This window comes from Paraburkholderia bannensis NBRC 103871, assembly GCF_000685015.1.
Taxonomy (GTDB): domain Bacteria; phylum Pseudomonadota; class Gammaproteobacteria; order Burkholderiales; family Burkholderiaceae; genus Paraburkholderia; species Paraburkholderia bannensis.
Genome location: NZ_BAYA01000004.1, coordinates 229,798 through 252,933, shown reverse-complemented (window position 1 = coordinate 252,933; position 23,136 = coordinate 229,798). Strand labels below are relative to the sequence as shown.

Annotated in this window: 20 protein-coding genes; 6 read left to right on the top strand and 14 right to left on the bottom strand. The window is 65.9% G+C overall.

Going from position 1 to position 23,136, the window contains the following annotated elements; all coding sequences use genetic code 11:
- Positions 1 to 2: 2 nt before the first annotated feature.
- The 11 genes from BBA01S_RS07195 to BBA01S_RS45770 all read right to left on the bottom strand — a co-directional run bounded on the left by BBA01S_RS07195 (position 3) and on the right by BBA01S_RS45770 (position 12,660).
- Positions 3 to 890: an AAA family ATPase gene (locus BBA01S_RS07195; protein WP_027815833.1), complete on the bottom strand. Its 888-nt coding sequence runs from the start codon at positions 888 to 890 to the stop codon at positions 3 to 5.
- 117 nt (positions 891 to 1,007) lie between these two features.
- The gene (locus BBA01S_RS07190) at positions 1,008 to 1,808 is read right to left on the bottom strand and encodes an FAD binding domain-containing protein (protein WP_027815832.1); all 801 of its coding nucleotides are present in this window, start codon (positions 1,806 to 1,808) and stop codon (positions 1,008 to 1,010) included.
- 13 nt (positions 1,809 to 1,821) lie between these two features.
- Positions 1,822 to 4,218 (bottom strand): xanthine dehydrogenase family protein molybdopterin-binding subunit, encoded by a 2,397-nt coding sequence (locus BBA01S_RS07185; RefSeq protein ID WP_027815831.1) that lies wholly within the window; start codon positions 4,216 to 4,218, stop codon positions 1,822 to 1,824.
- 12 nt (positions 4,219 to 4,230) lie between these two features.
- Complete coding sequence (locus BBA01S_RS07180) at positions 4,231 to 4,752, bottom strand: (2Fe-2S)-binding protein (RefSeq protein WP_027815830.1); 522 nt, start codon at positions 4,750 to 4,752, stop codon at positions 4,231 to 4,233.
- Between the two features lie 416 nt (positions 4,753 to 5,168).
- Positions 5,169 to 6,572: an amino acid permease gene (locus tag BBA01S_RS07175; RefSeq protein WP_027815829.1), complete on the bottom strand. Its 1,404-nt coding sequence runs from the start codon at positions 6,570 to 6,572 to the stop codon at positions 5,169 to 5,171.
- 329 nt (positions 6,573 to 6,901) lie between these two features.
- On the bottom strand, positions 6,902 to 7,558 hold the full coding sequence (rqpR, locus tag BBA01S_RS07170) for a response regulator transcription factor RqpR (protein WP_027815828.1): 657 nt from the start codon (positions 7,556 to 7,558) through the stop codon (positions 6,902 to 6,904).
- Positions 7,555 to 8,559, bottom strand: coding sequence for a sensor histidine kinase (locus BBA01S_RS40410; RefSeq protein ID WP_052391694.1), 1,005 nt, complete (start codon positions 8,557 to 8,559; stop codon positions 7,555 to 7,557). The genes rqpR and BBA01S_RS40410 overlap by 4 nt, the downstream gene beginning before the upstream one ends.
- A 466-nt stretch (positions 8,560 to 9,025) precedes the next feature.
- Positions 9,026 to 9,796 (bottom strand): ferredoxin--NADP reductase, encoded by a 771-nt coding sequence (locus BBA01S_RS07160; protein ID WP_027815827.1) that lies wholly within the window; start codon positions 9,794 to 9,796, stop codon positions 9,026 to 9,028.
- A 590-nt stretch (positions 9,797 to 10,386) separates the two neighbouring features.
- The gene (locus BBA01S_RS07150; RefSeq protein ID WP_027815825.1) at positions 10,387 to 11,040 is read right to left on the bottom strand and encodes a LysE family translocator; all 654 of its coding nucleotides are present in this window, start codon (positions 11,038 to 11,040) and stop codon (positions 10,387 to 10,389) included.
- A 164-nt stretch (positions 11,041 to 11,204) separates the two neighbouring features.
- A complete protein-coding gene (locus BBA01S_RS07145) occupies positions 11,205 to 12,008 on the bottom strand; it encodes an endonuclease/exonuclease/phosphatase family protein (protein WP_027815824.1) in 804 nt (267 codons plus the stop codon).
- Positions 12,009 to 12,072: 64 nt separating this feature from the next.
- Positions 12,073 to 12,660, bottom strand: a complete 588-nt coding sequence (locus BBA01S_RS45770) for a hypothetical protein (RefSeq protein WP_407668298.1) — start codon at positions 12,658 to 12,660, stop codon at positions 12,073 to 12,075.
- A gap of 449 nt (positions 12,661 to 13,109) precedes the next feature.
- Between BBA01S_RS45770 and BBA01S_RS07135 the strand changes: the two genes are divergently transcribed.
- The 3 genes from BBA01S_RS07135 (at position 13,110) to BBA01S_RS07125 (ending at position 15,211) form a co-directional block, all read left to right on the top strand.
- Complete coding sequence (locus BBA01S_RS07135) at positions 13,110 to 13,349, top strand: DUF4148 domain-containing protein (RefSeq protein ID WP_027815823.1); 240 nt, start codon at positions 13,110 to 13,112, stop codon at positions 13,347 to 13,349.
- Positions 13,350 to 13,585: 236 nt separating this feature from the next.
- On the top strand, positions 13,586 to 14,692 hold the full coding sequence (locus BBA01S_RS07130; protein ID WP_027815822.1) for an NAD(P)/FAD-dependent oxidoreductase: 1,107 nt from the start codon (positions 13,586 to 13,588) through the stop codon (positions 14,690 to 14,692).
- A 207-nt stretch (positions 14,693 to 14,899) separates the two neighbouring features.
- Complete coding sequence (locus BBA01S_RS07125; RefSeq protein WP_027815821.1) at positions 14,900 to 15,211, top strand: high-potential iron-sulfur protein; 312 nt, start codon at positions 14,900 to 14,902, stop codon at positions 15,209 to 15,211.
- 35 nt (positions 15,212 to 15,246) lie between these two features.
- On the opposite strand, the gene BBA01S_RS07120 is transcribed toward BBA01S_RS07125, so the two are convergent.
- Both BBA01S_RS07120 and BBA01S_RS07115 read right to left on the bottom strand, forming a co-directional pair.
- The gene (locus BBA01S_RS07120) at positions 15,247 to 16,761 is read right to left on the bottom strand and encodes an amidase (RefSeq protein ID WP_027815820.1); all 1,515 of its coding nucleotides are present in this window, start codon (positions 16,759 to 16,761) and stop codon (positions 15,247 to 15,249) included.
- Positions 16,762 to 16,905: 144 nt separating this feature from the next.
- On the bottom strand, positions 16,906 to 17,604 hold the full coding sequence (locus tag BBA01S_RS07115; protein WP_027815819.1) for a dienelactone hydrolase family protein: 699 nt from the start codon (positions 17,602 to 17,604) through the stop codon (positions 16,906 to 16,908).
- 280 nt (positions 17,605 to 17,884) lie between these two features.
- Between BBA01S_RS07115 and BBA01S_RS07110 the strand changes: the two genes are divergently transcribed.
- Both BBA01S_RS07110 and BBA01S_RS07105 read left to right on the top strand, forming a co-directional pair.
- Positions 17,885 to 18,985, top strand: coding sequence for an NAD(P)H-dependent flavin oxidoreductase (locus BBA01S_RS07110; protein ID WP_027815818.1), 1,101 nt, complete (start codon positions 17,885 to 17,887; stop codon positions 18,983 to 18,985).
- A 578-nt stretch (positions 18,986 to 19,563) separates the two neighbouring features.
- Entirely contained in the window at positions 19,564 to 20,709 is a 1,146-nt protein-coding gene (locus tag BBA01S_RS07105) for a branched-chain amino acid ABC transporter substrate-binding protein (RefSeq protein ID WP_027815817.1), read from the top strand.
- 120 nt (positions 20,710 to 20,829) lie between these two features.
- Here BBA01S_RS07105 and BBA01S_RS07100 read toward each other — a convergent pair whose 3' ends face one another.
- A complete protein-coding gene (locus BBA01S_RS07100) occupies positions 20,830 to 21,987 on the bottom strand; it encodes an MFS transporter (protein WP_042296442.1) in 1,158 nt (385 codons plus the stop codon).
- A 311-nt stretch (positions 21,988 to 22,298) separates the two neighbouring features.
- On the opposite strand from BBA01S_RS07100, the gene BBA01S_RS07095 reads away from it, so the two are divergent.
- Positions 22,299 to 22,967 carry a HugZ family pyridoxamine 5'-phosphate oxidase gene (locus BBA01S_RS07095; protein ID WP_027815815.1) on the top strand — a complete coding sequence of 223 codons (669 nt, stop codon included), beginning with the start codon at positions 22,299 to 22,301 and terminating at the stop codon, positions 22,965 to 22,967.
- Positions 22,968 to 23,136: the final 169 nt, after the last annotated feature.

Here is a 23,136-nt window from a genome sequence, read left to right as displayed (position 1 = left end):
CGTCACTCCGCGAGCGCGAGCGTGCTGGCGATCCGCTGCGCGTCGAGCTGCGCGAGATCGTCCTGGTACTTGAGCAGCACGCCCAGCGTGTCCTGCACCGATTGCGGATCGAGTTCCGTCACCGCAAGCGCTTCAAGCGCGCGGCACCAGTCGATGGTTTCCGCGATGCCCGGCGACTTGAACAGATCCATCGTGCGCAACTGATGCACGAAAGCCACGGCGCGGCGCTGCAAGGCGTGGCTGGTTTGCGGCGCGCGCGCGGCGACGATCGCGAGCTCGCGCTCGCGTTCCGGATAGCCGAGCCACTGATACAGGCAGCGCCGCTTGAGCGCGTCATGCACTTCGCGCGTACGGTTGGACGTGACGATCACGAGCGGGGGCACCTTTGCGCGCACCGTGCCGTATTCGGGAATCGATACCTGGAAGTCCGAAAGGAGTTCGAGCAGGAAGGCTTCGAACGGTTCGTCGGCGCGGTCGATTTCGTCGATCAGCAGCACACGGCGTGCGTCGGGCTGTTGCGGGTCGGGTTCCAGCGCCTGCAACAGCGGACGCTTGAGCAGGAATTCGTCGCGATAGAGCGTGTCGCTGCACGGCTTTTCGCCTGCGGATTCGGCCAGACGCAACGCCATGATCTGGCGCGGGTAGTCCCATTCGTAAAGTGCGCTGGCCGTGTCGAGTCCTTCGTAGCACTGAAGACGCAGCAACGTCGTGCCGCTCAGCGCGGCGGCGGCTTTGGCGAGTTCGGTCTTGCCGACGCCCGGCTCGCCTTCGAGAAAAAGCGGGCGCTCCATCTTGAGCGCGAGAAAAAGGGCGGTGGCCAGTTCGCGGCTCGCGAAATAGCGGTGCGCTTCGAGCTGCGCGAGCGTGTCGTCGATCGTGGCGGGGAGCATGGCGGGCCTGTCGGTGCAAATGCGTGCGGGTGCGTGCCGGTGCGTGAGTGCGAGCAAACGCCGCCGCCCGCGCCGCGCGTGACGTAACGCGGACGCGGGCGGCGTTGGCGAGCGTTGCTAGCCGAGCGCCTTCGCGACCGCCCGCGCCGCCAACACCGGAATCAGGTGCGCGCGATAGTCGGCGCTGGCATGCAGATCGGTGTTGAGATCGTCGGGCGCGATGCTGACCGCACGCGCGGCGGCGGGCGTGAAGCTTGCCTTGAGCGCGTCTTCCAGCGCCGTTGCGCGAAACACCGAAGACGCCGCGCCCGTCACCGCCACGCGCACCGAACCATCGCCGACTTGCGCGACGAACACGCCCGCCAACGCGAAATGCGAAGCCGGATTGCGGAACTTCTCATAGGCCGAGCGCTGGGGCACGGGAAACTCGACGGCCACGATCAGCTCGTCGGGTTCGAGCGCGGTCTCGTACATGCCCAGGAAGAAGTTGTCGGCGGCGATGCGGCGACGGTCGGTCACGACCGTGGCGTTCAGGCCCAGCACGGCGGCGGGGTAGTCGGCGGCCGGATCGTCGTTGGCGAGCGAGCCGCCAATCGTGCCCAGCGCGCGCACCTGGCGGTCGCCGATATGCGCCGCAAGCTGCGCGAGCCCCGGCAACGTGGCGACGATCTGCGCGTTCGCCGCCACATCGGCATGACAGACCGCCGCGCCGATCTTCACGACCTTGCCGTCCACCTGGATCGTCTTCAGCTCGGGAATGCGCGTGACGTCCACGAGCGTGGACGGTTGCGCGAGCCGCAGCTTCATCGCCGCGAGCAGGCTCTGGCCGCCCGCGAGATATTTCGCTTCGGTATCGGCGGCGAGCGTCTTCACCGCGCCTTGCGCGTCGCTCGCGCGCTGGTAGTCGAATGAATACATGGTGCGCCTCCGCTCAAGGTTGGGTCGAAGCTTGCGCTGCCTGGATCGCCTGCCACACGCGATGCGGGGTGGCGGGCATCTGGATGTCCTTCACGCCGAGTGGCCCGAGCGCATCCAGGATCGCGTTGATGACGGCAGGCGGCGAGCCGATCGCACCAGCCTCGCCGCAGCCCTTCACGCCGAGCGGATTGTGCGTGCAAGGCGTGCCCTTCGCGGTTTCGACCGTGAAGGGAGGCACATCGGACGCGTGCGGCATCGCGTAGTCCATGTACGAGCCGGACAGCAACTGGCCGCTCTCGTTGTCGTAGACGCAGCGCTCCAGCAGCGCCTGACCGATGCCCTGGCCGAGGCCGCCATGCACCTGGCCTTCGACGATCATCGGATTGATGACGTTGCCGAAGTCGTCGACGGCGGTGAAGCGTTCGATGCGCGTGACGCCCGTGTCGGGATCGATTTCGACTTCGCAGATATACGCGCCCGACGGATAGGTGAAGTTGGTCGGGTCGTAGAACGCGCTTTCGTCGAGACCCGGTTCGAGCGTCTCCAGCGGATAGTTGTGCGGCACATAGGCCGCGAGCGAAATCTCCGCGAAGCTTTTGGTGCGGTCGGTGCCCGCGACGCGGAACACGCCGTTCGCGAACTCGATATCCTCGACGCCCGCTTCGAGCATGTGCGCGGCGATCTTCTTCGCCTTCGCTTCGATCTTGTCCAGCGCCTTCATGATCGCCGATCCCCCCACGGCAATCGAGCGCGAGCCATACGTGCCCATGCCGAACGGAATGCGCGCGGTGTCGCCGTGGACGATCTCGATTTGCTCGATCGGCACGCCCAGGCGCTCGGAAACCACTTGTGCGAAGGTCGTTTCGTGGCCCTGGCCGTGGCTGTGCGAACCGGTGAACACGGTCACGGAGCCGGTCGGATTCACGCGGATCTCGCCCGCCTCGAACAGACCCGCGCGCGCGCCCAGCGCCCCCGCGATATTCGACGGCGCGAGCCCGCAGGCTTCGATGTAGCACGAGTAGCCAAGGCCGCGCAGCATGCCGCGCGACTTCGACTCATCGCGGCGTGCGGGGAAGCCTTTCACGTCCGCGAGTTCCAGCGAGCGCGCGAGACACGCCTCGTAATCGCCGATGTCGTAGGTGAGGCCCACGGGCGTCGCGTACGGGAAGGCCGTGATGAAGTTGCGGCGGCGCAGCTCGACAGGGTCGATGTTCAGCTCGCGCGCGGCGGTCTCCACCAGGCGCTCGACCACGTAGGTCGCTTCAGGGCGGCCCGCGCCGCGATACGCGTCGACCGGCACGGTGTTCGTGAAGACGGCCTTCACTTCGGCGTAGATCGCGGGCGTGGTGTACTGGCCCGCGAGCAGCGTCGCGTAGAGGATCGTCGGCACACTCGACGCAAAGGTCGACAGGTACGCGCCCATGTTGGCCGTCGTATGCACGCGCATCGCGAGGAACTTGCCGTCCTGGTCGAGCGCGAGTTCGGCCTTCGTTACGTGGTCGCGGCCATGTGCATCGGAAACAAAGGATTCCGAACGTTCCGCCGTCCACTTGACCGGGCGGCGAATTTTCTTCGACGCCCACGTGAGCGCGACATCTTCGGCGTAAAGAAAGATCTTCGAGCCGAAGCCGCCGCCCACGTCGGGCGCGACGATGCGCAGTTTCGTTTCCGGCAATGCCAGCACGAAGGCGGCCATCAGCAGGCGCTCGACGTGCGGGTTCTGGTTCGAGACGTAGACCGTGTAGCTGTCGTCGTGCTGCGTGTAGCTGGCGTTGACGGCGCGCGGCTCGATGGCGTTCGGCACCAGCCGGTTGTTGACGATGTCGAGCGTGGTGACGTGCGCGGCCTGCGCGAAGGCCGCGTCGGTGGCGGCCTTGTCGCCGTGGCCCCAGGTGTAGCAGGTGTTGTTCGGCACGCCGTCGTGCACGAGCGGCTGGCCAGCGTCGGCGGCGTGCGCCGTGTCGACCGATGCGGGCAGTTCCTCGTAGTCGACTTCGACGAGTTCGGCGGCGTCTTTGGCTTCCTTGAGCGAGTCGGCGATCACGAGCGCGACCTGGTCGCCCACGTGCAGCGCCTTGTCGTGCGCGATCACGGGATGCGGCGGCTCGTGCATGGGCGTGCCGTCGATGCTGTGGATCAGCCAGCCGCACGGCAGGCCGCCCACGTTTTCGGCGGCGAGATCCGCGCCGGTGAACACGGCCACGACGCCGGGCGCGGCTAGCGCTGCGTTCGTATCGATGCTTTTGATGCGGGCGTGCGCGTGCGGCGAGCGCACGAACACGGCGTACGTCTGTGCGGGCAGGACGACGTCGTCGGTGTACTGGCCTGCGCCGGTGAGGAAGCGATAGTCTTCCTTGCGCTTGATCGACGCGCCGATCATGTGCGGCGTCTGGGAGTCGGGTGCGTTCATGGCCGTCTCCCTTTACACCGCGGCGGCGGCGGGCTGCGCCGCCGTCGTCTGCATGCCTTCGGCACCCGCGAGCACGGCCTTCACGATATTGTGATAGCCCGTACAGCGGCACAGGTTGCCGTCGAGATTGGCGCGCACATCGGCTTCGGTGAGGCCGGGTTTCTCGTTGACCAGCGCGACGGCGCTCATCACCATGCCGGGCGTACAGAAGCCGCACTGCAAGCCGTGACACTCGCGAAACGCGGCCTGCATCGGATGCATGGCGCCGTTGGCGTTGCCGTTGCCGTTTGCGGCGCCGAGGCCTTCGATCGTCGTCACGCTCATGCCATCGCACTGCGCGGCAAGCGTGTTGCACGATTTGACCGCGCGTCCGTTCACGTGCACGGTGCAGGCGCCGCACTGGGCGGTGTCGCAGCCGACGTGCGTGCCGGTCAGGCGTCGCTGCTCGCGCAGGAACTGGACTAGCAGCGTGTGGGGTTCGATCTGGGCGGTCACGGGCTTGCCGTTGACCGTCAGGCTGAGACTGATCGTCATTGACTTGTCTCCTGTGTCGACGGCACCTGGCGCTTTCGCGCCTGGTTCCGTCCCATGCCGTTAGGGGCGAAGGCCAGAGTTGGCGCTTTAGCTCCTTCTCGGGTTCCACGCCCGTAGGGCGTCGCCTGAAGTCGCGCTGCGCTTCTCCCCGGTCATTGGGGGATAGAGACCAACCTGGGACACGCAATCGCCCCGGCTGGTGCGTTGCTGTTCAGTAATGCCTGGAATGCTGGAGCTTTTTTGCGTACTGCGAGGGATATTGCGATAAGCCCGATCAGTAAAGCACAAATCGCCGCCTGGCGCTGCGCGGGCTTTTACCCGTCTTTTTAGGTGCAGGTGCAAAGAAAAACGGCCCGCGCGGAAAACCGGGCGGGCCGTTGCAGTGCAGCGAAAACTGCTGACGCTATGCGCGAAATTTACTCGTGCGGCTGATGCGCCAGACGCGCGTGACGGCGCGAGTAAAGGAAGTAGATCGACAGGCCGATCAGCAGCCAGACGACAAACGCCACCCACGTGAGCCACGCGAGATTGAGCATCAGGAACAGGCACGACGCGACGGCCAGAACCGGCACCACGGGCACGCCCGGGCAGCGGAACGCGCGCGGCAGGTCCGGGTGCGTCTTGCGCAGCACGAGCACGGCGATCGACACCATCGAGAACGCGGCGAGCGTACCGATGTTGATCAGCTCGGCGAGCACGTTCAGCGGCACCAGCGCGCCGATCAGGCCGAAGAAAATACCGACGAGCCAGGTCGTGAAGAACGGCGTCGCGTAACGCGGGTGCACCTTCGAGAGCTTCGCGGGCAGCAGGCCGTCACGCGACATCGCGAAGATGATGCGGGTCTGGCCGTAGCTCATCACGAGAATCACGGTGAGCATGCCCAGCACGGCGCCCAGGTCGATGAAGCCCGCGACCCACTTTTCGCCCGCCACTTGCAGCGCGTACGAAACCGGGTGGCCGATGTTGGCGAACTGCTGCCACGGCACGATGCCCGTGACGACCGCGGCGACCGACACGTACAGCACCGCGCACACGACCAGCGAGGCAATGATGCCGATGGGCAGGTCGCGCTTGGGGCTTTTCACTTCTTCGGCGGCGGAGGACACCGCATCGAAGCCGATGAAGGCGAAGAACATCACCGCCGCCGCGCCGAACACGCCGCTCCAGCCGTGCGGCATGAACGGGTGCCAGTTCGCGGGCGTGACGTGGAACGCGCCCACGGCGATCACCAGCAGCACGACCGTGACCTTGATCGCGACCATGATGTTGTTGATGCGGGTGGACTCGCGCACGCCGATCGACAGCAGCGCGGTAATCCCCATCATCACGAGGAAGGCGGGCAGGTTGAAGAGCGTGTGCACGCCGGGCAGCGCACCGGGCGCGGCCGTCAGCGCGGCGGGCAGCGAAATGCCGAAGCCGGACAGCAGCGACTGCAGATAGCCCGACCAGCCGACCGACACCGCGGAGCTGGCAAGCCCGTATTCGAGCATCAGGTCCCAGCCGATGATCCACGCGATCAGTTCGCCGAGCGTGGCATACGAGTAGGTGTAGATCGAACCGGCGACGGGAATGGTCGAGGCGAATTCGGCGTACGAAAGCGCGGCGAAGCAGCAGGCCACGGCGGCGATCAGGAACGAGACCATCAGCGCCGGGCCGGCCTGCACGGCGCCCGTGCCGGTCAGCACGAAAATGCCGGTGCCGATGATCGCGCCGACGCCGAGAAAGGTGAGGTCCAGTGCGCCGAGCGCCTTCTTCAAGCCAGCGCCCTTGGCGCTTGCCTGCAGCATGTGTTCGACGTTCTTCTTGCGAAAGAGGGACATTTGGCGGGAACTCCAGGTGTAACGACGCGAGGGCGGGCGATCAGGAACATCGCGCCTCGCGTGCCGTATGTCGGGGAAACCCATAATTTTAGCCGATCGCGGCTTCGAACCCGATTGATTCGGGTCGATTCAGGGCGGAATGCGCTCCTGGGCGGCCAGTTGTCGCGGGCGATTCCGCCGCAAAGCGACTCTGCCGCGCGCAAACCTTGCCCGCGCGCGTCTCAAACGGCGAAATTCATTTCCGCATCAAGGGCTTATGGCGAGAAGGCCGCTTTAAGTGGCGAAGGCGGCCCTAACGTCGCTGGCTGCTGCGTCCCGCGTCGGCGCGCTCAGACCGCTGGCGCGGGAGACAGGTCGATGAGCTGGTTGCTCATGACGTAGAACGTCAGCTCGGCGTTGTTCGCGAGCTTCATTTTTTCGAGCAGGCGCGTGCGGTACACGCTCACCGTCTTCACCGACAGCGACAGCGTATGCGCGATATCGGTCAGGCGCTTGCCCGAGGCCAGCATGCACAGCGTCTGGTATTCGCGGTCGGAGAGCTTCTCGTGCGGCAGTTGCTCGCCGTCGATCAGCACGTAGTCGGCAAGCGCCTCGGCCATGGCGGGGCTCACGTACTTGCGCCCGCTTGCGACCTGCTGGATTGCGGCGGTCATCTGCGCGGCGTCCACCGTCTTCGACAGATAGCCCGACGCGCCCGCCTTGAGCGCGCGCACGGCGTACTGGTCTTCGCGATACATCGAGAACATCAGCACCGGCAGGCGCGGCGCCTTTTTCTTGGCGCGCTTGAGCACTTCGATGCCGCTCATGTCGGGCAGCGAGATGTCGAGCAGCACCACGTCGCAGGCGTGTTTGGCGATGGCGGTGAGCGCTTCCGCGCCGGTTTGCGCCTCGATCACTTCGCTGGCGATGCCGCGGTCGAGCAGCAGCTGGCGCACGCCCTGGCGCACCACGGCGTGATCGTCGACGAGCAGGATGCGCAGGGTCATGAGTGAATGCCTTTGACGTGATTCGGAACGAGGTCGGCGCCGGGCGTGCGCGAGAGCAGCGTGTCCCAGAAGAAGCGCGCCTCCACGGTCGTGCCGGGGCGCTCGCGTGCTTCGGGAGCCGCATCGGCGGCGAGCGGGTTGGCCGTGGCGCGCAGCGCGCCGCCAAAGGCCGCGCAGCGCTCGCGCATGCCCGCGATGCCGTAGGCGCCGCGACGGTTGATGCCGTCTTCCGACGAAGGTTGCGTAAGCTCGTCGCGCTGGCCGCTCTGCTTCTTGGCGCGCCGCGCGGCTTCGCGCGACAGGCCCACGCCGTCGTCGATCACGCTCAGCACCAGCGCGTAGGGCGTGCAGGCAAGGCGCACTTCGACGCGCGACGCATGGGCGTGGCGTGCGACGTTAGTGAGCGCTTCCTGCGCCACGCGGAAGATCGCGAGCGCGGCTTCGGCGGGCAGGTTTTCGAGCCGCTGCGTATCGGCTGCGCTGAAGCCTTTGCCGCCGTGCTCGACGGAAGGGCGGGCGCTGAACGTCGCTGCGAGACCCGTGCGCGCGCCAAAGCCACGCGTCCAGTTCGCCAGCGCCGTGGCCAGGCCTTCGTCGAGTTCCGGAGCATGCAGGCCGTCGAGCACGTGGCGCACGGCCTCGGCGGCGGCGTCGAGCGAGCGCACCACCAGTTCGAACGCCTGGGTGCATTGCGGCGAGGCATCGGCGGGCAGCCACGTTTGAACGTTTGCCAGCGCGAAGCGGGTAGCGGCGAGTTCGGCGCCCACGCTGTCGTGCAGCTCGCGCGCGAGACGGCGGCGAGCGGCTTCGTCGGCGTGCACACGGGCGGCGCCTGCCGCGACGATCTGCCGCTGCACGCGTGCGATGGCGTCGAGCGCCGCACGCGCTCCTTCGGCGTCGGCGAGGAAAGAGTGGCCGCCGTCCGCATGCGCGGCGAGCGGGCCGGACACGTCCGCGCGAGGCGGGCGCGCGTCAAACGCGGCGTAATTGGACGTATCCATCAATCCCCCGTGAATTCCATTAAGGAACCGATTCCTTGCTGATTCTTCCGCGTAGGCCGCCAACACCGGCACGGCGGGCGCCGATGCGGGTTTTAAGGCACTGCGCAGCGTAACGAAATTTACATACGGTAACAACCTGGCACTGATACCACCAGACGTACCGGTTTGGTCTATGTTGCGTCGCGATAATATCCCAAAAAGGGGAAACCTTCAGTCAGGACAAGGCTTAGCGACACAACGCTGAGAGCCTGCATGAAGTCGGCTCTTCGCGTATTTGTAGGAAAAACTCTGACACGGAACTTACGCGAATTCCGCGAAAAATGTAACCGCTGTGCATCATTTCACGCCCCGGTGTGGCGCGCAAGCCGCGAAAAAAAACCGGAGCGCATGGCTCCGGTTTTGGGGTCGGCGTGAACCGAAAACAGTCTGTAAGACTGTGGGCTGAACTTAGCCCAGACTCGTCGTATTAGCCGACGAAAGCCTTTTCGATCACGTAGTGACCCGGCTCGTTGTTGCTGCCTTCCTTGAGGCCGGCCTTTTCGAGCAGCTCGACGGTGTCGCGCAGCATGTGCGTGCTGCCGCACAGCATGATGCGGTCGCGCTCGGGCGTGAAGCCGGGCAGGTCGAGATCCGTGAACAGCTTGCCGGTGTCGATCAGTTCGGTGATGCGGCCGCGGTTGTCGAACACTTCGCGCGTGACGGTCGGGTAGTAGACCAGCTTCTCACGCACGATCTCGCCGAGGTACTCGTGTTCGCGCAGCTCTTCGGTGATGAATTCCTTGTACGCGAGTTCATCGACGAAACGGCAGGTGTGCGTCAGCACGATCTTGTCGAAGCGGTCGTAAATGTCCGGATCCTTGATGATCGACATGAACGGGGCGAGGCCCGTGCCGGTCGACAGCATCCACAGCACCTTGCCGGGCAGCAGGTTGTCCGCGACCAGCGTGCCGACCGGCTTCTTGCCGATCAGAACCTTGTCGCCGACCTTCAAATGCTGCAGGCGCGACGTGAGCGGGCCGTCCGGCACCTTGATGCTCAGGAATTCGAGATGCTCTTCGTAGTTCGCGCTCGCGAGCGAGTACGCGCGCATCAGCGGCTTGCCGTCCACTTCGAGGCCGACCATGGTGAACTGGCCGTTGTCGAAACGCAGGGCCTGGTCGCGCGTGCACGTGAAGCTAAAAAGCGTGTCGGTCCAGTGGTGGACGCTCAGAACGGTTTCTTCGGTGAATTTGCTCATGGTTCCTGAAGGTGCGAAACAAGGTCCGCCAAACGGGCGTTCCTTCCGGCCGCATGCAAGGCATGACGGACGCGGTCTTGACGATGCGCGGCGCGCGGTGTGCACCGCGCAATGCCGCAGTGCGCCCGTGGCAAGCCGCGAACGCCCACTGTTGCCCCATGGGTCGCCGGCCAGCCTCGCGATGGCGTACGAGGCGCAATCCGCCATTTTACCGCGTGCGCGCCTCGTGGGCGCCGCCGCGTCGAAAGGGGAAGAGATCCACGCCGGGTTCACGTCGCTGGCGAGGCGTTCTGCTGGCACCCGCACGCGGAGCGTGACGGGGATCGCTGGCATCGGCTGGGAGGCGGCGCCGTGGCGGGCGCGCTGGCCGCAATCGGCGTGCGTTCATTAGCGGATCGATACCCGAATAACGATGCACACCGGCGATTGTTCGAGCTAGATGATACCGGAACGTCTGTCAGGCCGCAGCATAGACCCTGCTGGCGAAGCCACTACAGCGTCGCTTCAGTGCGTGTTGCGCCGTGCATTACGCGGCGTTTTAGCGCATTTTTCGCGGCTGCAACGACGACTGTCGTGCAGCAGCAGGGCCGTCAGCGATCGGCGGCCAGCTTCGCCGCGAGGCCGATCAGCGCCGTGCCGCAGAACGCGTCGATGGGGCGGCGCAGGCGCTTGTAGCCGCGCTGCGTGCGGTGATCGGCGAACAGCAGCGCGAGGCTCGCGTGCCAGCCGAACGACATCGACGCCACGAGTGCGAGCGCCGCGCCGTAGAACCAGGTGGGCGGATGGGCGGGAAACACGGCCGCGAACACGCTGGTCCAGAACACGCAGGACTTCGGGTTGGTCAGGCAGGTGAGAAAGCCCGCGCGCCAGGTGCGAAACCACGTGCGCCGGTCGGGCGGCGGCAGCGGCGCGACCGGCGCGGCTTCTGCGGGATTCGCTTCGACTGGGGGCTTGCGCACGCCCGAGCGCAGCAGTTTCAAGCCGAACCACAAGAGATACAGCGCGCCCGCAACGCGCACACCCTGATAAAGCCAGTCGATTTTCTGCAGCACCGCCGCGAAGCCGAGCATGGCGAGCGCCGCCCAGAGCGTCGATCCCGCGCCGACGCCAAACGCTGAGGCAATGCCCAGGCCGCGCCGGCCCGCGAGCGATAGCTGCGTCACCATGAAGAAGTTCGGGCCGGGACTGATGAGCGCGAACAGATAGACGACGGCGATCTGGAGCAGCGTGGCGAGATGGTGCATGGCGGCCAAGGGAGCGGGGGGGGCGAGTGCGGGCGGCAAGGAAAAGCGCGCCGTTCAAGGCGCGCGACGCGTCATGGTAGCGCGGTTACATCGGTGTCCTGCCGATGTTTTCTGCGGCGTTGCACGCGCGCATCAACGCCGCGCCGCGAGAGCGCGCCGCAACGTCATTCGATGCGCAGCCGCGCCATATAGGGCAGGTGATCGGACAGCCAGGCCGTTTCCTGCGCGGGCTGGATCAGCTCGATCGGCTTGATGCCGCGCACGAACATCTTGTCGAGCGCCAGCGCAGGCGAGAACGCCGGGAACGTGCGCGCGGGCTCGCCCAGCAGCGTCGCCACTTCCTGCATGCCGTGCTCCGCGAACAGCGGCACCGAATCGTTGCGCCAGTCGTTGAAGTCGCCCGCGAGCACGAGCGGGCCGTCGGGCGCTTCCTTGGCGATCCAGTGCGCGATCCAGTTCATCTGACGCATGCGCGCGCTGCGCGTGAGCGCAAGGTGCGCACACAACAGGGTGACCGAATGGCCGCCGACGTTGGCGCGCGCAACCAGCAGCCCGCGCCGCTCGAAGCGGTGCGCCGAGATATCCCAGCGTCCCCCCAGATCGAGGGGATGCGGGGAGAGGATCGCATTGCCGTGCCGCCACGACGGCTTGAACACGTTCGGCCCGAGGGCGATCTGCAAGTCGAGCGCGTGGGCGATTTCGCTCGCCTGGCACTGCCAGACGTCTTCGAGCGGATCGCCGAGCGGCGCGCCAAACGTGGAGGACAGCAAAGGTTGCGGCAGGCGCCGCGCCATCGCTTCCTGGAGAAACCAGGCATCGGCGTGGGTGGACTGCACCCAGCGGCGCATCGCTTCCCAGGCCTGAAAGCCAAGCGGCGAGCGGCCCTTGTGCAGGTTCCAGCTCACCGCGACGAAGTCCCCGGCATGAGCCGGATCCACGTCGATCAGAGGTTGTTCGAAATTTCGCATGCGGGTTACGACAGGTTCTTACGACGGTTTTGAGCGGACATCGGCGTGCATTGCGGCGCGCCCATCAAGGCTGCGCCGACGGCGGCGCAAGGCTGGCGCGCACGCGATAGACGATCGTCGGATCCTTGTCCACGATCGTCCAGTTCACCCACTGGCCCGCTGGCACGCTCAAGCCCGGATGGCTCGCGCCGATCTGGCGCGGCTGCGGCGGCAGCTTGCAGCCGTCGGTGGTCTTGGGCGCGGCCGGGTTTTCGAGTGTTTCCTGGGCTTCGATCTGCAGCAGCGCCGCGCTGGCGTTGGCCTGCAAGGGCGACACGGTAATGGTGCGTTGCAGGTCGATGCTGCCCGCCGGCTGATCCTTGCAGCCGACGTTGTGCGTGACGACCTTGTGATGCGTGTCCGTGCGGGCCTGGCCGACGGTGGTGGTGCCTTCGAACGTATCGATCTGCTGGCCGTCACGCATCACCTGCAGCGTCCACTGCACGGTGGGCGGCGTGCCGCCAGGCGTGACCGGGGCGCTTGCCGGCGCCGGTTGCGCCGCGGCCTGCGAGGCTGTTTTCGCGAGCGCCGCGCTGGCGGCGGCATCGGCGAAGCCATTAGGCGCCGACGCCGGTGCGGCCGGCGCACTCTGGGCCTGCGCGTTCGCGCCCAGCAGGCCGGCGGCGGCGCATAGCGCGGCGGCGAGGTAAAGCTTCAGCGGGTTCCACAACGTCATATGCAAGCTCCATGCACACGTGCCGCATCGGGCAGCCGTGTCGGTTTATGACCATCGATCCTATACCGGGTTCGCAATTGCCGAACCGCAACAGTTCATTGCAGATGGGGACGACGCGCCCGCGCTTCAATCAGTGCGCATATCGACATTTGCAATGCATGCGCAACGATGGTGCATTTTTATCCGACTGAACAATCGCATTGTTATTCCAATTGCAACGGTGACTTGTCATTTATTAGGATGGTTTATCGATAGTACGTGTTTACACTGAACTCATTGCGATACCCCTCCCAAGCGCGAATGCCGGTACGAATGGCCAGATTTGCTCGCGCCGATTGTCGAAAGTTCACCGCTGGCTATGGCCAGTCAACGCTAAAGGATTCGCCTTGAAAAAGACCACCACCCTCGCTGCGCTCGTTTTTGCCGCTGCTACTGCTTTCGCCGCTGCGCCCGCTTTTGCCTCGTCGAATGTGGCGAAGACCCGCGCCGAAGTGAAGGCCGAACTCGCCCAGGCGCGCGCCAACGGCGAAATGCAGAACCCGAACTCGCCCGATTACCCGCAACAGTTTGCGACCGGCGGCTACACGGTGCCGCGCGTGCAGGTCGCCATGCCGCGCTCGCGCTGAGCGTTGACTCGCCGGAATAACCGATTCGCATTGCGGCACGATCCGGCGTGTTCGCCAGCGCGCCTTCGCGTGCGTTGCGCCTTCTGATGCGTCGCCGTCCACGGCGTACAATTTTCGGAAGGCGGCGCTGAGCCGATGCACGATTCGATGCACAGCGCCGCGCCCAACGCATAGACGCAGGCGGCGCGCAGAACCCATGCAGCGCCGCCGCATTCGCCGGAGGCGGGCGCAGCAACATGGATCAGATCGAATGTGTGGTGATCGGCGCGGGCGTGGTCGGCCTGGCCGTGGCGCGCGCGCTGGCCGCGCGGGGACGCGAAGTGATCGTGCTGGAGGCCGCCGATGCCATCGGCACCAGCACCAGCTCACGCAATAGCGAAGTCATCCACGCGGGCCTGTATTACCCGCGCGGCTCGCTCAAGGCGACGCTGTGCGTGCGCGGGCGCGAGATGCTCTACGAGTACTGTGCCTCGCGCAACGTGGCGCACGCGCGCTGCGGCAAGCTGCTGGTGGCGACCGCGCCCGCGCAGGTTGCGCAGCTCGATGCGATCCTCGCGCGCGGCAAGGAAAACGGCGTGTTCGACCTCACGCGCATCAGTGCCAGCGAAGCGCTGTCGCTCGAACCGGCGCTTGAATGCGTGGCGGCGGTGTATTCGCCGCAGACGGGGATCGTCGACAGTCATCAGCTGATGCTGGCCCTGCAAGGCGACGCCGAACGCGACGGCGCAGTGGTCGCGCTCAAGTCGCCGGTCGAATCGATCGACGCGACGGCCAACGGCTTCCTGATTCGCACGGGCGGCGACGCGCCTGCCGAACTGCGCGCATCGTGCCTCATCAACAGCGCGGGCCTGCATGCGACGGCGCTCGCCAAACGCATTCGCGGGCTCGATCCGCGCCACATTCCGCCGCTCTATCTCGCGCGCGGCAACTACTTCAGCGTGTCGGGGCGCGTGCCGTTTTCGCGGCTCATTTATCCCATGCCGAACGAAGCCGGGCTGGGCGTGCACCTCACGCTCGACCTAGGGGGCCAGGCGCGCTTCGGCCCCGACGTCGAATGGATCAAGTCGATCGATTACGACGTCGACGCGCGCCGCGCCGAAAGCTTCTACGCGCAGATCCGCAGCTACTGGCCGGGTCTCGCCGATGGCGCGCTGCAACCGGCCTATGCGGGCATCCGGCCGAAGCTCTCGGGCCCGGGCGAGCCTGCCGCCGATTTCGTGATCCAGGGCAGCGCCGCGCATGGCGTGCGCGGGCTCGTGAACCTGTTCGGGATCGAGTCGCCTGGGCTGACCGCGTCGCTGGCGATCGCGCAGCGCGTGTGCGAGATGTCGGGCAGCGCGTGACGCGTCTGTAGCAAGGCCCGGGCGGCCTTGCGTCAATCCGCCGCGCTGGCCGCGGCCGACCCCATTTTTCCCCGCTTAAAGCGCATCTTTCGCAAGATGCGCTTCCCTTATCTCCGGAATTTCGGGCGCACGCGCCGTGGCTGCGTTGCTATCCTTCACGCCACGCCGTCGTCAGAACGGTGTGCCCACAATACTGGAGTACGTCCCATGAAATCGTCCCGCCGCAGCTTTCTGATCACGAGCCTTGGCGTCGCCACGACCGTTGCGCTGTCGCGCCAGGCTTTCGCCGACGCGCCGAAGGCAACCGAAGCGGATCCCACCTCGCAGGCGCTCGGCTACAAGCTCGACGCCAGCAAGGTCGACAAGGCCAAGTTCGCCAAATACGCCGCCGGCCAGGATTGCAGCAACTGCACGTTCTATCAGGGCAAGGCCACCGACGCATTCGCGCCGTGCCCGATGTTCGGCGGCAAGCAGGTCGCAGGCAAGGGCTGGTGCAGCGCCTATAACAAGAAGGCCTAAGCCGCAGGCTTTAGCGCACGGCGCGTGGTTTCACCTCACACGCGCGCCATCAGAAGCGGCGGACGCCTGTCGAACCACGGGCGCGCCGCTTCCAGCTGCGCAGCGAGGCGCAGCAGCAACGCATCATTGCCCTCACGCGCCGCGAACTGCACGCCAATCGGCAGGCCGCGCGCATTCCACACGAGCGGCACCGTCATCGCCGGTTGCCCGGTCAGGTTGAACAGCTCGGTGCATCCCGCCCACGCGAACGCCTTGTTCGAGGCTTCGGCCAGCAGCTTTCTCATCAGCGCTTCCACCGGCATGGCCGTCACGGCGCGCATCTGCATGCGCTCCGCCTGCGTCGGCTTGAGTTCGCCGATTTTCACCGGCGGCCCCGCGAGCGTCGCGCACAGAATCACATCGAAACGCGTCATCAGGTCGGCGAGCTGCGCCGTGATGCGCTGCTGCACGTCGAGCGCGGCAGGCAGTTCGCGCTCGCCGAGCTTGCGACCGATATGCGCCATCGCCCACGTGGCGATTTCAAAGTCCTGGCGGCGCGGCTTGTTGCCCGTGATGGTGTCGGCGTTGAGCACGTATTGATCGGCGACCACCGACCACAACATCAAAAACGCCTCGCGCGCCGCCGAAAAATCGATGCCGAGTTTCACCGGCTCCACGTTGTGCCCAAGCGAATTCAGCAGCGCAGCGGCATCGTCGAGCGCGCTGCGCACATCGGGCGAAAGCGCATCGGCGAACAGCGGATCGTCGATATAGGCGATCGAGAGCGGCTTGCCGCCGTCGAGCGGTTCGCGCGCCGCCGCGAGATACGTGCCGGGCGCGCCCGGCGCGAGCGCCGGATCGCCCGCGAACAGGTCGAGCATCAGCGCGCTGTCACGCACGCTGCGCGACACGGCAAGATCGACGCCCAGCGCGCCAGGCGCGGGCGGCACATTGGACGGCGGCTGCTTGCCGCGCGTGGGCTTGAGGCCAAACAGTCCGCAGCACGACGCGGGAATGCGGATCGAGCCGCCGCCGTCCGACGCATGGGCGAGCGGCACGATGCCCGCCGCGACCGCTGCGCCCGCGCCGCCGCTGGAGCCGCCCGGCGTGTGATCGAGACTCCACGGATTGCGGCACGCGCCGAACAGTTCCGGTTCCGTGTACGGCATCTGGCCGAGTTCCGGCGCGCTGGTCTTGCCGAAGATATTGAGGCCCGCCGCGCGAATGCGCTCGATCACGGGGGCATCGACGCTCGGCACGTAATGGCGATAGTGGCGGCTGCCGAACGTCATGCGCAGGCCCGCGACCGCCGCGCCCAGATCCTTGACGAGAAACGGCACGCCCGCGAGCGGCCCTTGCGCGAGCGCCTCGAAGCCGTCGCCGCCCGCCTCGATACGCAGCGCGCGCTTGCGCGCGGCGTCGTAGTCCTTGAGCACGACCGCGTTGATGGCGGGGTTGGTCGCTTCGGCGCGCGCGATCGCATCGTCTAGCAGTTCGCGTGCGCTCACCTCGCGGCGCTGCACGAGATCGGCGAGGCCGATGGCGTCGTATTCCAGGTAGTCTGACCGCAAGTCGCACACTCCTCTCAGGATGGTGTCGGCCGGCAAAAGAAAACGGCCATCGCAGCGATTCTGCCGCAATGGCCGTTTTTCAGGCGCTAGTGTTGGGGTTGGTCGACGGTTCGATTGATGGGCCGACGCAAACCCACGCGCGATTTACAGATGCTCGGCGAGGAACGCGAGCGTGCGGCCATGCGCGAGCGCCGACGCGTTCTGGTTGTACGACGCGCGCACCGAGCAGTTGAAGCCGTGATCGGCGCCCGGATAGATATAGACCTCGGCGTTGTCGCGGCCCGCGAAGCGCTCCTTGACCTGGCCGACCGCGTCGAGCGGAATGCCGTGATCGAGTTCGCCGTAGTGGAACAGGATCGGCTGCTTGATCTTCTCGGCGAGATCGAGCTGCGTGTGAATGCCGCCGCCGTAGTACGAAACCGCCGCATCGACCGAGCCGCTGCCCGCCGCCATGTACGCGAGACGCCCGCCCAGGCAATAGCCGATGGCGGCGACCTGGCCCGTGCACTCGGGCAGCTTGCGCAGCGTGTCGGCCGTGGCGGCGATGTCCGCGACGACGTTATTGAAGTCGAGCTGTTTCATCAGTTCGATACCGCGGTCGCGGTCTGCGCCCGTGTATTCCAGCTCCACGCGCGGCGCGCTGCGCCAGAAGATGTCCGGCGCGATCGCCACAAAACCGTCCAGCGCGTACTGCTCGACGACGTCGCGGATATGGCCGTTCACGCCGAAGATTTCCTGCAGGATCACGATGCCCGGGCCCTTGCCGCCCTTGGGCAGGGCGAGGTACGCGCCGAAGCTGTCCTTGCCGGCCGGAATGTCGATCCACCTGGTCGTTACGCTCACGTTGCTCTCCTTCTTCGCGAATAGGGTGTTGCTGTCAAAACGGGGAGCCAGTTTGCCATACCAGGGTGTCAGCCCGCAGTGAGTCCTTCCGGTAGGCGCTTCGCGCCTTCGTTCTCGCAAGCGGATCGTAACGATCTCGATTATTCATTTTTCGTACGAGTAGGGCTTCGCTAGAGTCGTTGGCACGTTCTCACCTTGATTCGGGCTTCGCGGTTTTGATCATATTTAGATCTCGTGTCGTTCACGTCTCGCGCACTGTCCGATCCGCCAGGAAATCGCCATGACCTCAGCATCCTCCGCATTTTCCACGCCTTTCAGCCGACACTTCGATCTGCGTCTGCCGCTCGTGCAAGGCCCGATGGCCGGTGGGCCGACCACGCCCGCGCTCGTGTCCGCCGTGTCGAACGCGGGTGGCCTGGGCTTTCTCGCGGGCGCTGCGCTCGCGCCGGAAAAGATCGCCAGCGAAGTCGCCGCGATCCGCGCCCTCACGAATAAGCCGTTCGGCGTGAATCTTTTCGTACTCGATCCGGCGCAGCCCGACGACGCCACCGTGCGCCGCGCGCTCGGCGCCATCGACCCGGTGCGCGCGCAATTCGATTTGCCGCCCGGCGCGCCGCTTGCGGCCTATGCGCCCGACTTCCGCGCACAGCTCGATACGCTCGTCGAGCTGCGCGTGCCGGTCGTGAGCTTCACGTTCGGCTTGCTCGCCAGGGAAGATGTCGCGCGGCTGCACGCGGCTCGCAGCTACGTGATCGGCACGGCGACCCACGTGGCCGAAGCGCTCGCCTGGCGCGACGCGGGCGCGGATGCGATCGTCGCGCAGGGCGCCGAAGCGGGCGGCCATCGCGGCACCTTCATCGGCGAGGTGGCGCACGCGTTGATCGGCACGATGGCGCTGGTGCCGCAGGTCGCCGACGCGACCGGCCTGCCCGTGCTGGCGGCGGGCGGCATCATGGACGGCCGCGGCATCGCCGCCGCGCTTGCGCTGGGCGCGCAGGGCGTGCAGATGGGTACGGCGTTTCTCGGCTGCGCACAAAGCGCGATTCCCGCCGACTGGAAAGCGCGTCTGCGCACGAGCGCCGATACGTCCACTTCAGTCACGCGCGCGATCACGGGCCGCCACGCGCGCGGGATCCGCAATCCGCTGATGGCGCAGCTCGAAGCGCACGCCGATACGGTCGCGCCATATCCGGTGCAAAACGCGCTCACCCAGGAATTGCGCCAGCACGCGTCGCGCGCGAACGACGGCGACTGGCTGTCGCTGTGGTCGGGGCAGGGCGCGCCGCTGTCGCGTGGGCGCGAAGGCGGCATCGACGCCGCGCAACTCGTCGCTGAACTCGACGCCGAATGGCGCGCGGCGTTGCGCAGTTTTCACGCTTGATGAAGTAGAAGAAAACGTCGAATCGGCTCGTACACCCGAGCCGCCCTGGCGCGCTCGACGAACGCGCCAGGCAGTGAATCGAAGTCTGACTTTAAAGCGGACTTATCTACCGGTTCTCATGCGCCTGACACATTCGTTGCGCATTCAAAAAAGCAAACGTTGCCGAGCCCGTTCCAGGGCTTCCGGAATAGTTCGGATAACTCGCGCTTAACTCGCCAAAAATCCTGAAAATTATTCCGACGAGAATTTGATAAAGCTTTCGAAAGGATTGCAAACGTCCTTGGTGAGCCTTGCTGGGTAAGGGTTTCACCGAAATTGATCAGGGTTTCGAAGTACTCGGGTGAAAGCCTATTGGTACTCGCCCCGATATCTGAAAAAAGTCCCCCAAATTAATTTGATCACCTACACTTGCGCGCAAGTATGGTGCTCGATCGCTGTCACGAACGGCATTCGAAATCATGCTGGCCAGGTGCATCAAGGATGCATCCTGCGTGGTCGTCCGCACGGGGAGCGACACGTTCGGGGCGCGGGGGCACAGGGCGATTACGTTGCTTTTGGGTTCGAAACTGGAGACTTACATGAATATCAAGCTTCACAAGCTGTTGCCGATTAGCGCGGCAGTCGTGCTGTTCGCGTCGTTTGCAACGGCGGCGAGCGCAGACGAAACGATCAAGATCGGCCACGTTGCGCCGCTGACGGGCGGGATTGCTCACCTCGGCAAGGACAACGAAAACGGCGCGCGTCTCGCAGTCGAAGAGATCAACGCGAAGGGCCTGACGATCAACGGCCAGAAGGTCACGCTCGTGCTCGACGCACAGGACGACGCGGCTGACCCGCGTACGGCCACGCAGGTCGCGCAGAAGCTCGTCGACGACAAGGTCGTCGCCGTGGTCGGCCACCTGAACTCGGGCACGTCGATTCCGGCATCGAAGATCTATAGCGATGCAGGCATCACGCAGATCTCGCCGTCGGCCACGAACCCGGCCTACACGCAACAAGGCTTCAAGACGACGTATCGCGTCGTGGCGACCGACGCCCAGCAGGGCCCGGCGCTCGCGAACTACGCGTCCAAGAGCATGAAGGTGAAGAGCGTCGCGATCGTCGACGACTCGACCGCTTACGGCCAGGGCCTCGCGAACGAATTCGAGAAGACCGCCAAGTCGCTCGGCATGAACGTGCTGTCGCATGACGCGACCAACGACAAGGCTGTCGACTTCCGCGCAATTCTGACGAAGATCAAGGGCGAAAACCCCGACGCGATCATGTACGGCGGCATGGACGCCACGGGCGGCCCGTTCGCCAAGCAAGCCAAGCAGCTCGGCCTGCGCGCCAAGGTGCTGGCAGGCGACGGCGTCTGTACCGACAAGCTGTCGGATCTGGCTGGCGACGCAACCGACAACATCGTGTGCTCGGAAGCTGGCATGGCGCTCGAAAAGATGGCGGGCGGCAAGGCGTTCGAAGCGAAGTACGAGAAGCGCTTCGGCCAGCCGATCCAGATTTACGCGCCGTTCACGTATGACGCGGTGTACATCATCGTCGACGCGATGAAGCGCGCCAACTCGACCGATCCGGCCAAGATCCTCGCTGCCATGCCGAACACCGACTACAAGGGTGTGATCGGCGAGACGACCTTCGATTCGAAGGGCGACCTCAAGCACGGCGTGATCTCGCTGTACAACTACAAGGCAGGCAAGAAGTCGCTGCTCGACGTAGTGAAGATGTAAGTGCGCAGTCGACGCCGCCCGGCCTGGCCGGCTGGCGTCGATGCAAAAAAGCCCGCGGGTGTGAGTCCGCGGGCTTTTGTTTTTTGGCGAAGCTAGCGAGGTGGGGCGCGCAGGCCGCGCTCAAATCCCCAGCCGCCGCAAAACCTTCGGCCCTGCGAATGCCACGAGCGCCGCGCAGAGCGCGACGACGGCAAGGCCCACGGTGAGGTTCGTCACCTGCGTGATCGCGCCGATCACCACCGGCCCGAACAGCAAGCCGAAATACGCAATGCCCGCGACATGCGCGAGGCCTTCGGCGGCATGAATGCCCTTCACGCGCGCGGCGGCGGCGAACAGCACCGGCATCATATTCGCGAGGCCGAGACCCATCAGCGTGAAGCCGGTGAGCGCCGTGAACGAGTACGGCAGCACCAGCGCGCCGATCATGCCCGCGCACGCCAGCGACGCGCTCGCGAGCACGAGTTGCGGCGCGCCGAAGCGTGCGCGCACGGCGTCGCCCGCGAAGCGCGCGAGCGCCATGCCGCCCGAGAACGCCGCGTAGGCCGCGCTCGCGAGCGCGGGCGTCGCGATCACGACGTCGCGCATATAGACCGTGGCCCAGTCGTACATCGCGCCTTCGGCGATCAGCGCGATCAGGGCGATGCCGCCCAGCGCCCACAGCGCGGGCGTGCGCCAGCGGTTGCCGGTCTTGGCGTGCTCGCCGTGCGCCGCGTGCGGGACATGGGGCAGCACCGCGGGACACGCGACCCACAGCACCAGCGCCGCGAGCGCCGACGCCAGGAACAGATGCAGCGCGGGCGCCATGCCGCGCGCGAGCAGCGCGCCGCCAATCGCCGCGCCCGCCATCCCGCCCAGGCTGAACATGCCGTGCAGCGCCGACATGATCGGGCGGCCGATGGCTTCCTCGACGGCGCTGGCTTCGGCGTTCATCGACACGTCGAGCGTCGCCATGCCGATGCCGAACACGGCCAGCACCACGAGCAGCATCCAGTAGTACGGCACGACGAGGATCAGCGCGCCGCACACGGACATGGTGAGGCCGCCCGCGAGGCAGGCGCGCCGCGAGCCGACGCGCGCGATCCAGCCGCCGATCGTCGTCATCGCGGCGATCGAGCCGCCCGCGACGGCAAAGAGCGCGTAGGAGAGCATCGCGGCACTCAGGTGGAACTTGTCGCGCACGGTGGGCACGTGCACGCCCCAGGAGGCGTACATCATCCCGGCGATGAAGAACAGCGCCATGGTGGCGTAGCGCGCGCGGCGGCGCGTGGCGTCGGGCAGCGCGCGATGCGCGGCGGCAGGCGTGGCGGGCCTGGCAGGCGCGTCAGGTGTGGAGGAGGACGCTGCAAGCGCCGGATCGGTGAGGCGGTCGGACACGGATAATCCCGTCGAGAGAGGTTGCGCGCGGGCGGTGGGGCTTCACGCCCGGCGCTCATACTGGAAGGGACGGCGGCGCTGCGTGAACGTGAGCGTGCGCAGGCACAAGCCGTCTGAAAGGCAGCGATGATTCTAGCGAACGTGCGCAGGTCGTGCTGAAGCGCGCGCCGTCCTGCTTTAATAGTGCTGCCACTTCATCGACCGAGGACGATCCCTTGAAGATTCCCGCTCAAGCTCCGCTTCATCTGCTGCATCAGGCGCCCGCCGGCACGCTGGCCACGCACGCGCGCGAACCGCACGGCTTCCCGTACCCGACGCTGCTGCCGTTCGCGACCGATGCGCGCCATCGTCCGGTGATCCTCGTGAGCCGCCTCGCCGAGCACACCCGCAATCTTCAGGGCGATCCGCGCGCGGGTTTCCTGGTGGCGCAAACGAGCGGCGAAGACGTGCTGAGCGCACCGCGCATGACGCTGATCGGCCTGTTCGAGCCGTCGGGCGATGGAGCAGAGTCGGCCCTCGCGCGCCGTTATCTGCGCTACCACCCCGACGCCGCGCGTTATCTCGCGCTCGGCGATTTCGACTTCTGGACGCTGCATGTCGAGCGGCTGCGCTATATCGGCGGCTTTGGCGCGATGGGCTGGCTCGACGGCGCCGATCTCGACACGCTTGATCCGCTGCCCGCCGACGAAGAAGAGGCGCTGATCCAGTTCGCCACCCATCACCACGCGCGGCGCGACGGTTTCGCACTGCTAGGCGTCGATCGCCATGGCGCCGATTTCCGTATCGACGGGCAGCGCACCCGCCATGTATTCGAGACGCCGCAACTCGACACGACATCCTTGCATGCCGCGCTAGCTGATTGCCTTGCGCACTATTCAATCTGAGTATTTTCTCTAAATACCGGCGGCATCAGGCCGCCACGGGAAATGATGCGACGCGTCATTCCAGCATATTGAGCCGGATTCATCGGAAGTTATCATGCGATGAAATGTTTATCGCTTTTCCGTCAGATAATGTTCATGTCCTGCCATTTATGAGAAGCGAATTTATCGG

Excerpts from the sequence above, each read along its gene's own strand:
- BBA01S_RS07175 (WP_027815829.1), bottom strand. The coding sequence starts at position 6,572 with ATGTCCCTCTTTCGCAAGAAGAACGTCGAACACATGCTGCAGGCAAGC.
- BBA01S_RS07180 (WP_027815830.1), bottom strand. The coding sequence starts at position 4,752 with ATGACGATCAGTCTCAGCCTGACGGTCAACGGCAAGCCCGTGACCGCC.
- BBA01S_RS07150 (WP_027815825.1), bottom strand. The coding sequence starts at position 11,040 with ATGCACCATCTCGCCACGCTGCTCCAGATCGCCGTCGTCTATCTGTTC.
- BBA01S_RS07145 (WP_027815824.1), bottom strand. The coding sequence starts at position 12,008 with ATGCGAAATTTCGAACAACCTCTGATCGACGTGGATCCGGCTCATGCC.
- BBA01S_RS07190 (WP_027815832.1), bottom strand. The coding sequence starts at position 1,808 with ATGTATTCATTCGACTACCAGCGCGCGAGCGACGCGCAAGGCGCGGTG.
- BBA01S_RS07160 (WP_027815827.1), bottom strand. The coding sequence starts at position 9,796 with ATGAGCAAATTCACCGAAGAAACCGTTCTGAGCGTCCACCACTGGACC.
- rqpR (WP_027815828.1), bottom strand. The coding sequence starts at position 7,558 with ATGACCCTGCGCATCCTGCTCGTCGACGATCACGCCGTGGTGCGCCAG.
- BBA01S_RS07125 (WP_027815821.1), top strand. The coding sequence starts at position 14,900 with ATGAAATCGTCCCGCCGCAGCTTTCTGATCACGAGCCTTGGCGTCGCC.
- BBA01S_RS07130 (WP_027815822.1), top strand. The coding sequence starts at position 13,586 with ATGGATCAGATCGAATGTGTGGTGATCGGCGCGGGCGTGGTCGGCCTG.
- BBA01S_RS07185 (WP_027815831.1), bottom strand. The coding sequence starts at position 4,218 with ATGAACGCACCCGACTCCCAGACGCCGCACATGATCGGCGCGTCGATC.
- BBA01S_RS07105 (WP_027815817.1), top strand. The coding sequence starts at position 19,564 with ATGAATATCAAGCTTCACAAGCTGTTGCCGATTAGCGCGGCAGTCGTG.
- BBA01S_RS40410 (WP_052391694.1), bottom strand. The coding sequence starts at position 8,559 with ATGGATACGTCCAATTACGCCGCGTTTGACGCGCGCCCGCCTCGCGCG.
- BBA01S_RS07110 (WP_027815818.1), top strand. The coding sequence starts at position 17,885 with ATGACCTCAGCATCCTCCGCATTTTCCACGCCTTTCAGCCGACACTTC.
- BBA01S_RS07195 (WP_027815833.1), bottom strand. The coding sequence starts at position 890 with ATGCTCCCCGCCACGATCGACGACACGCTCGCGCAGCTCGAAGCGCAC.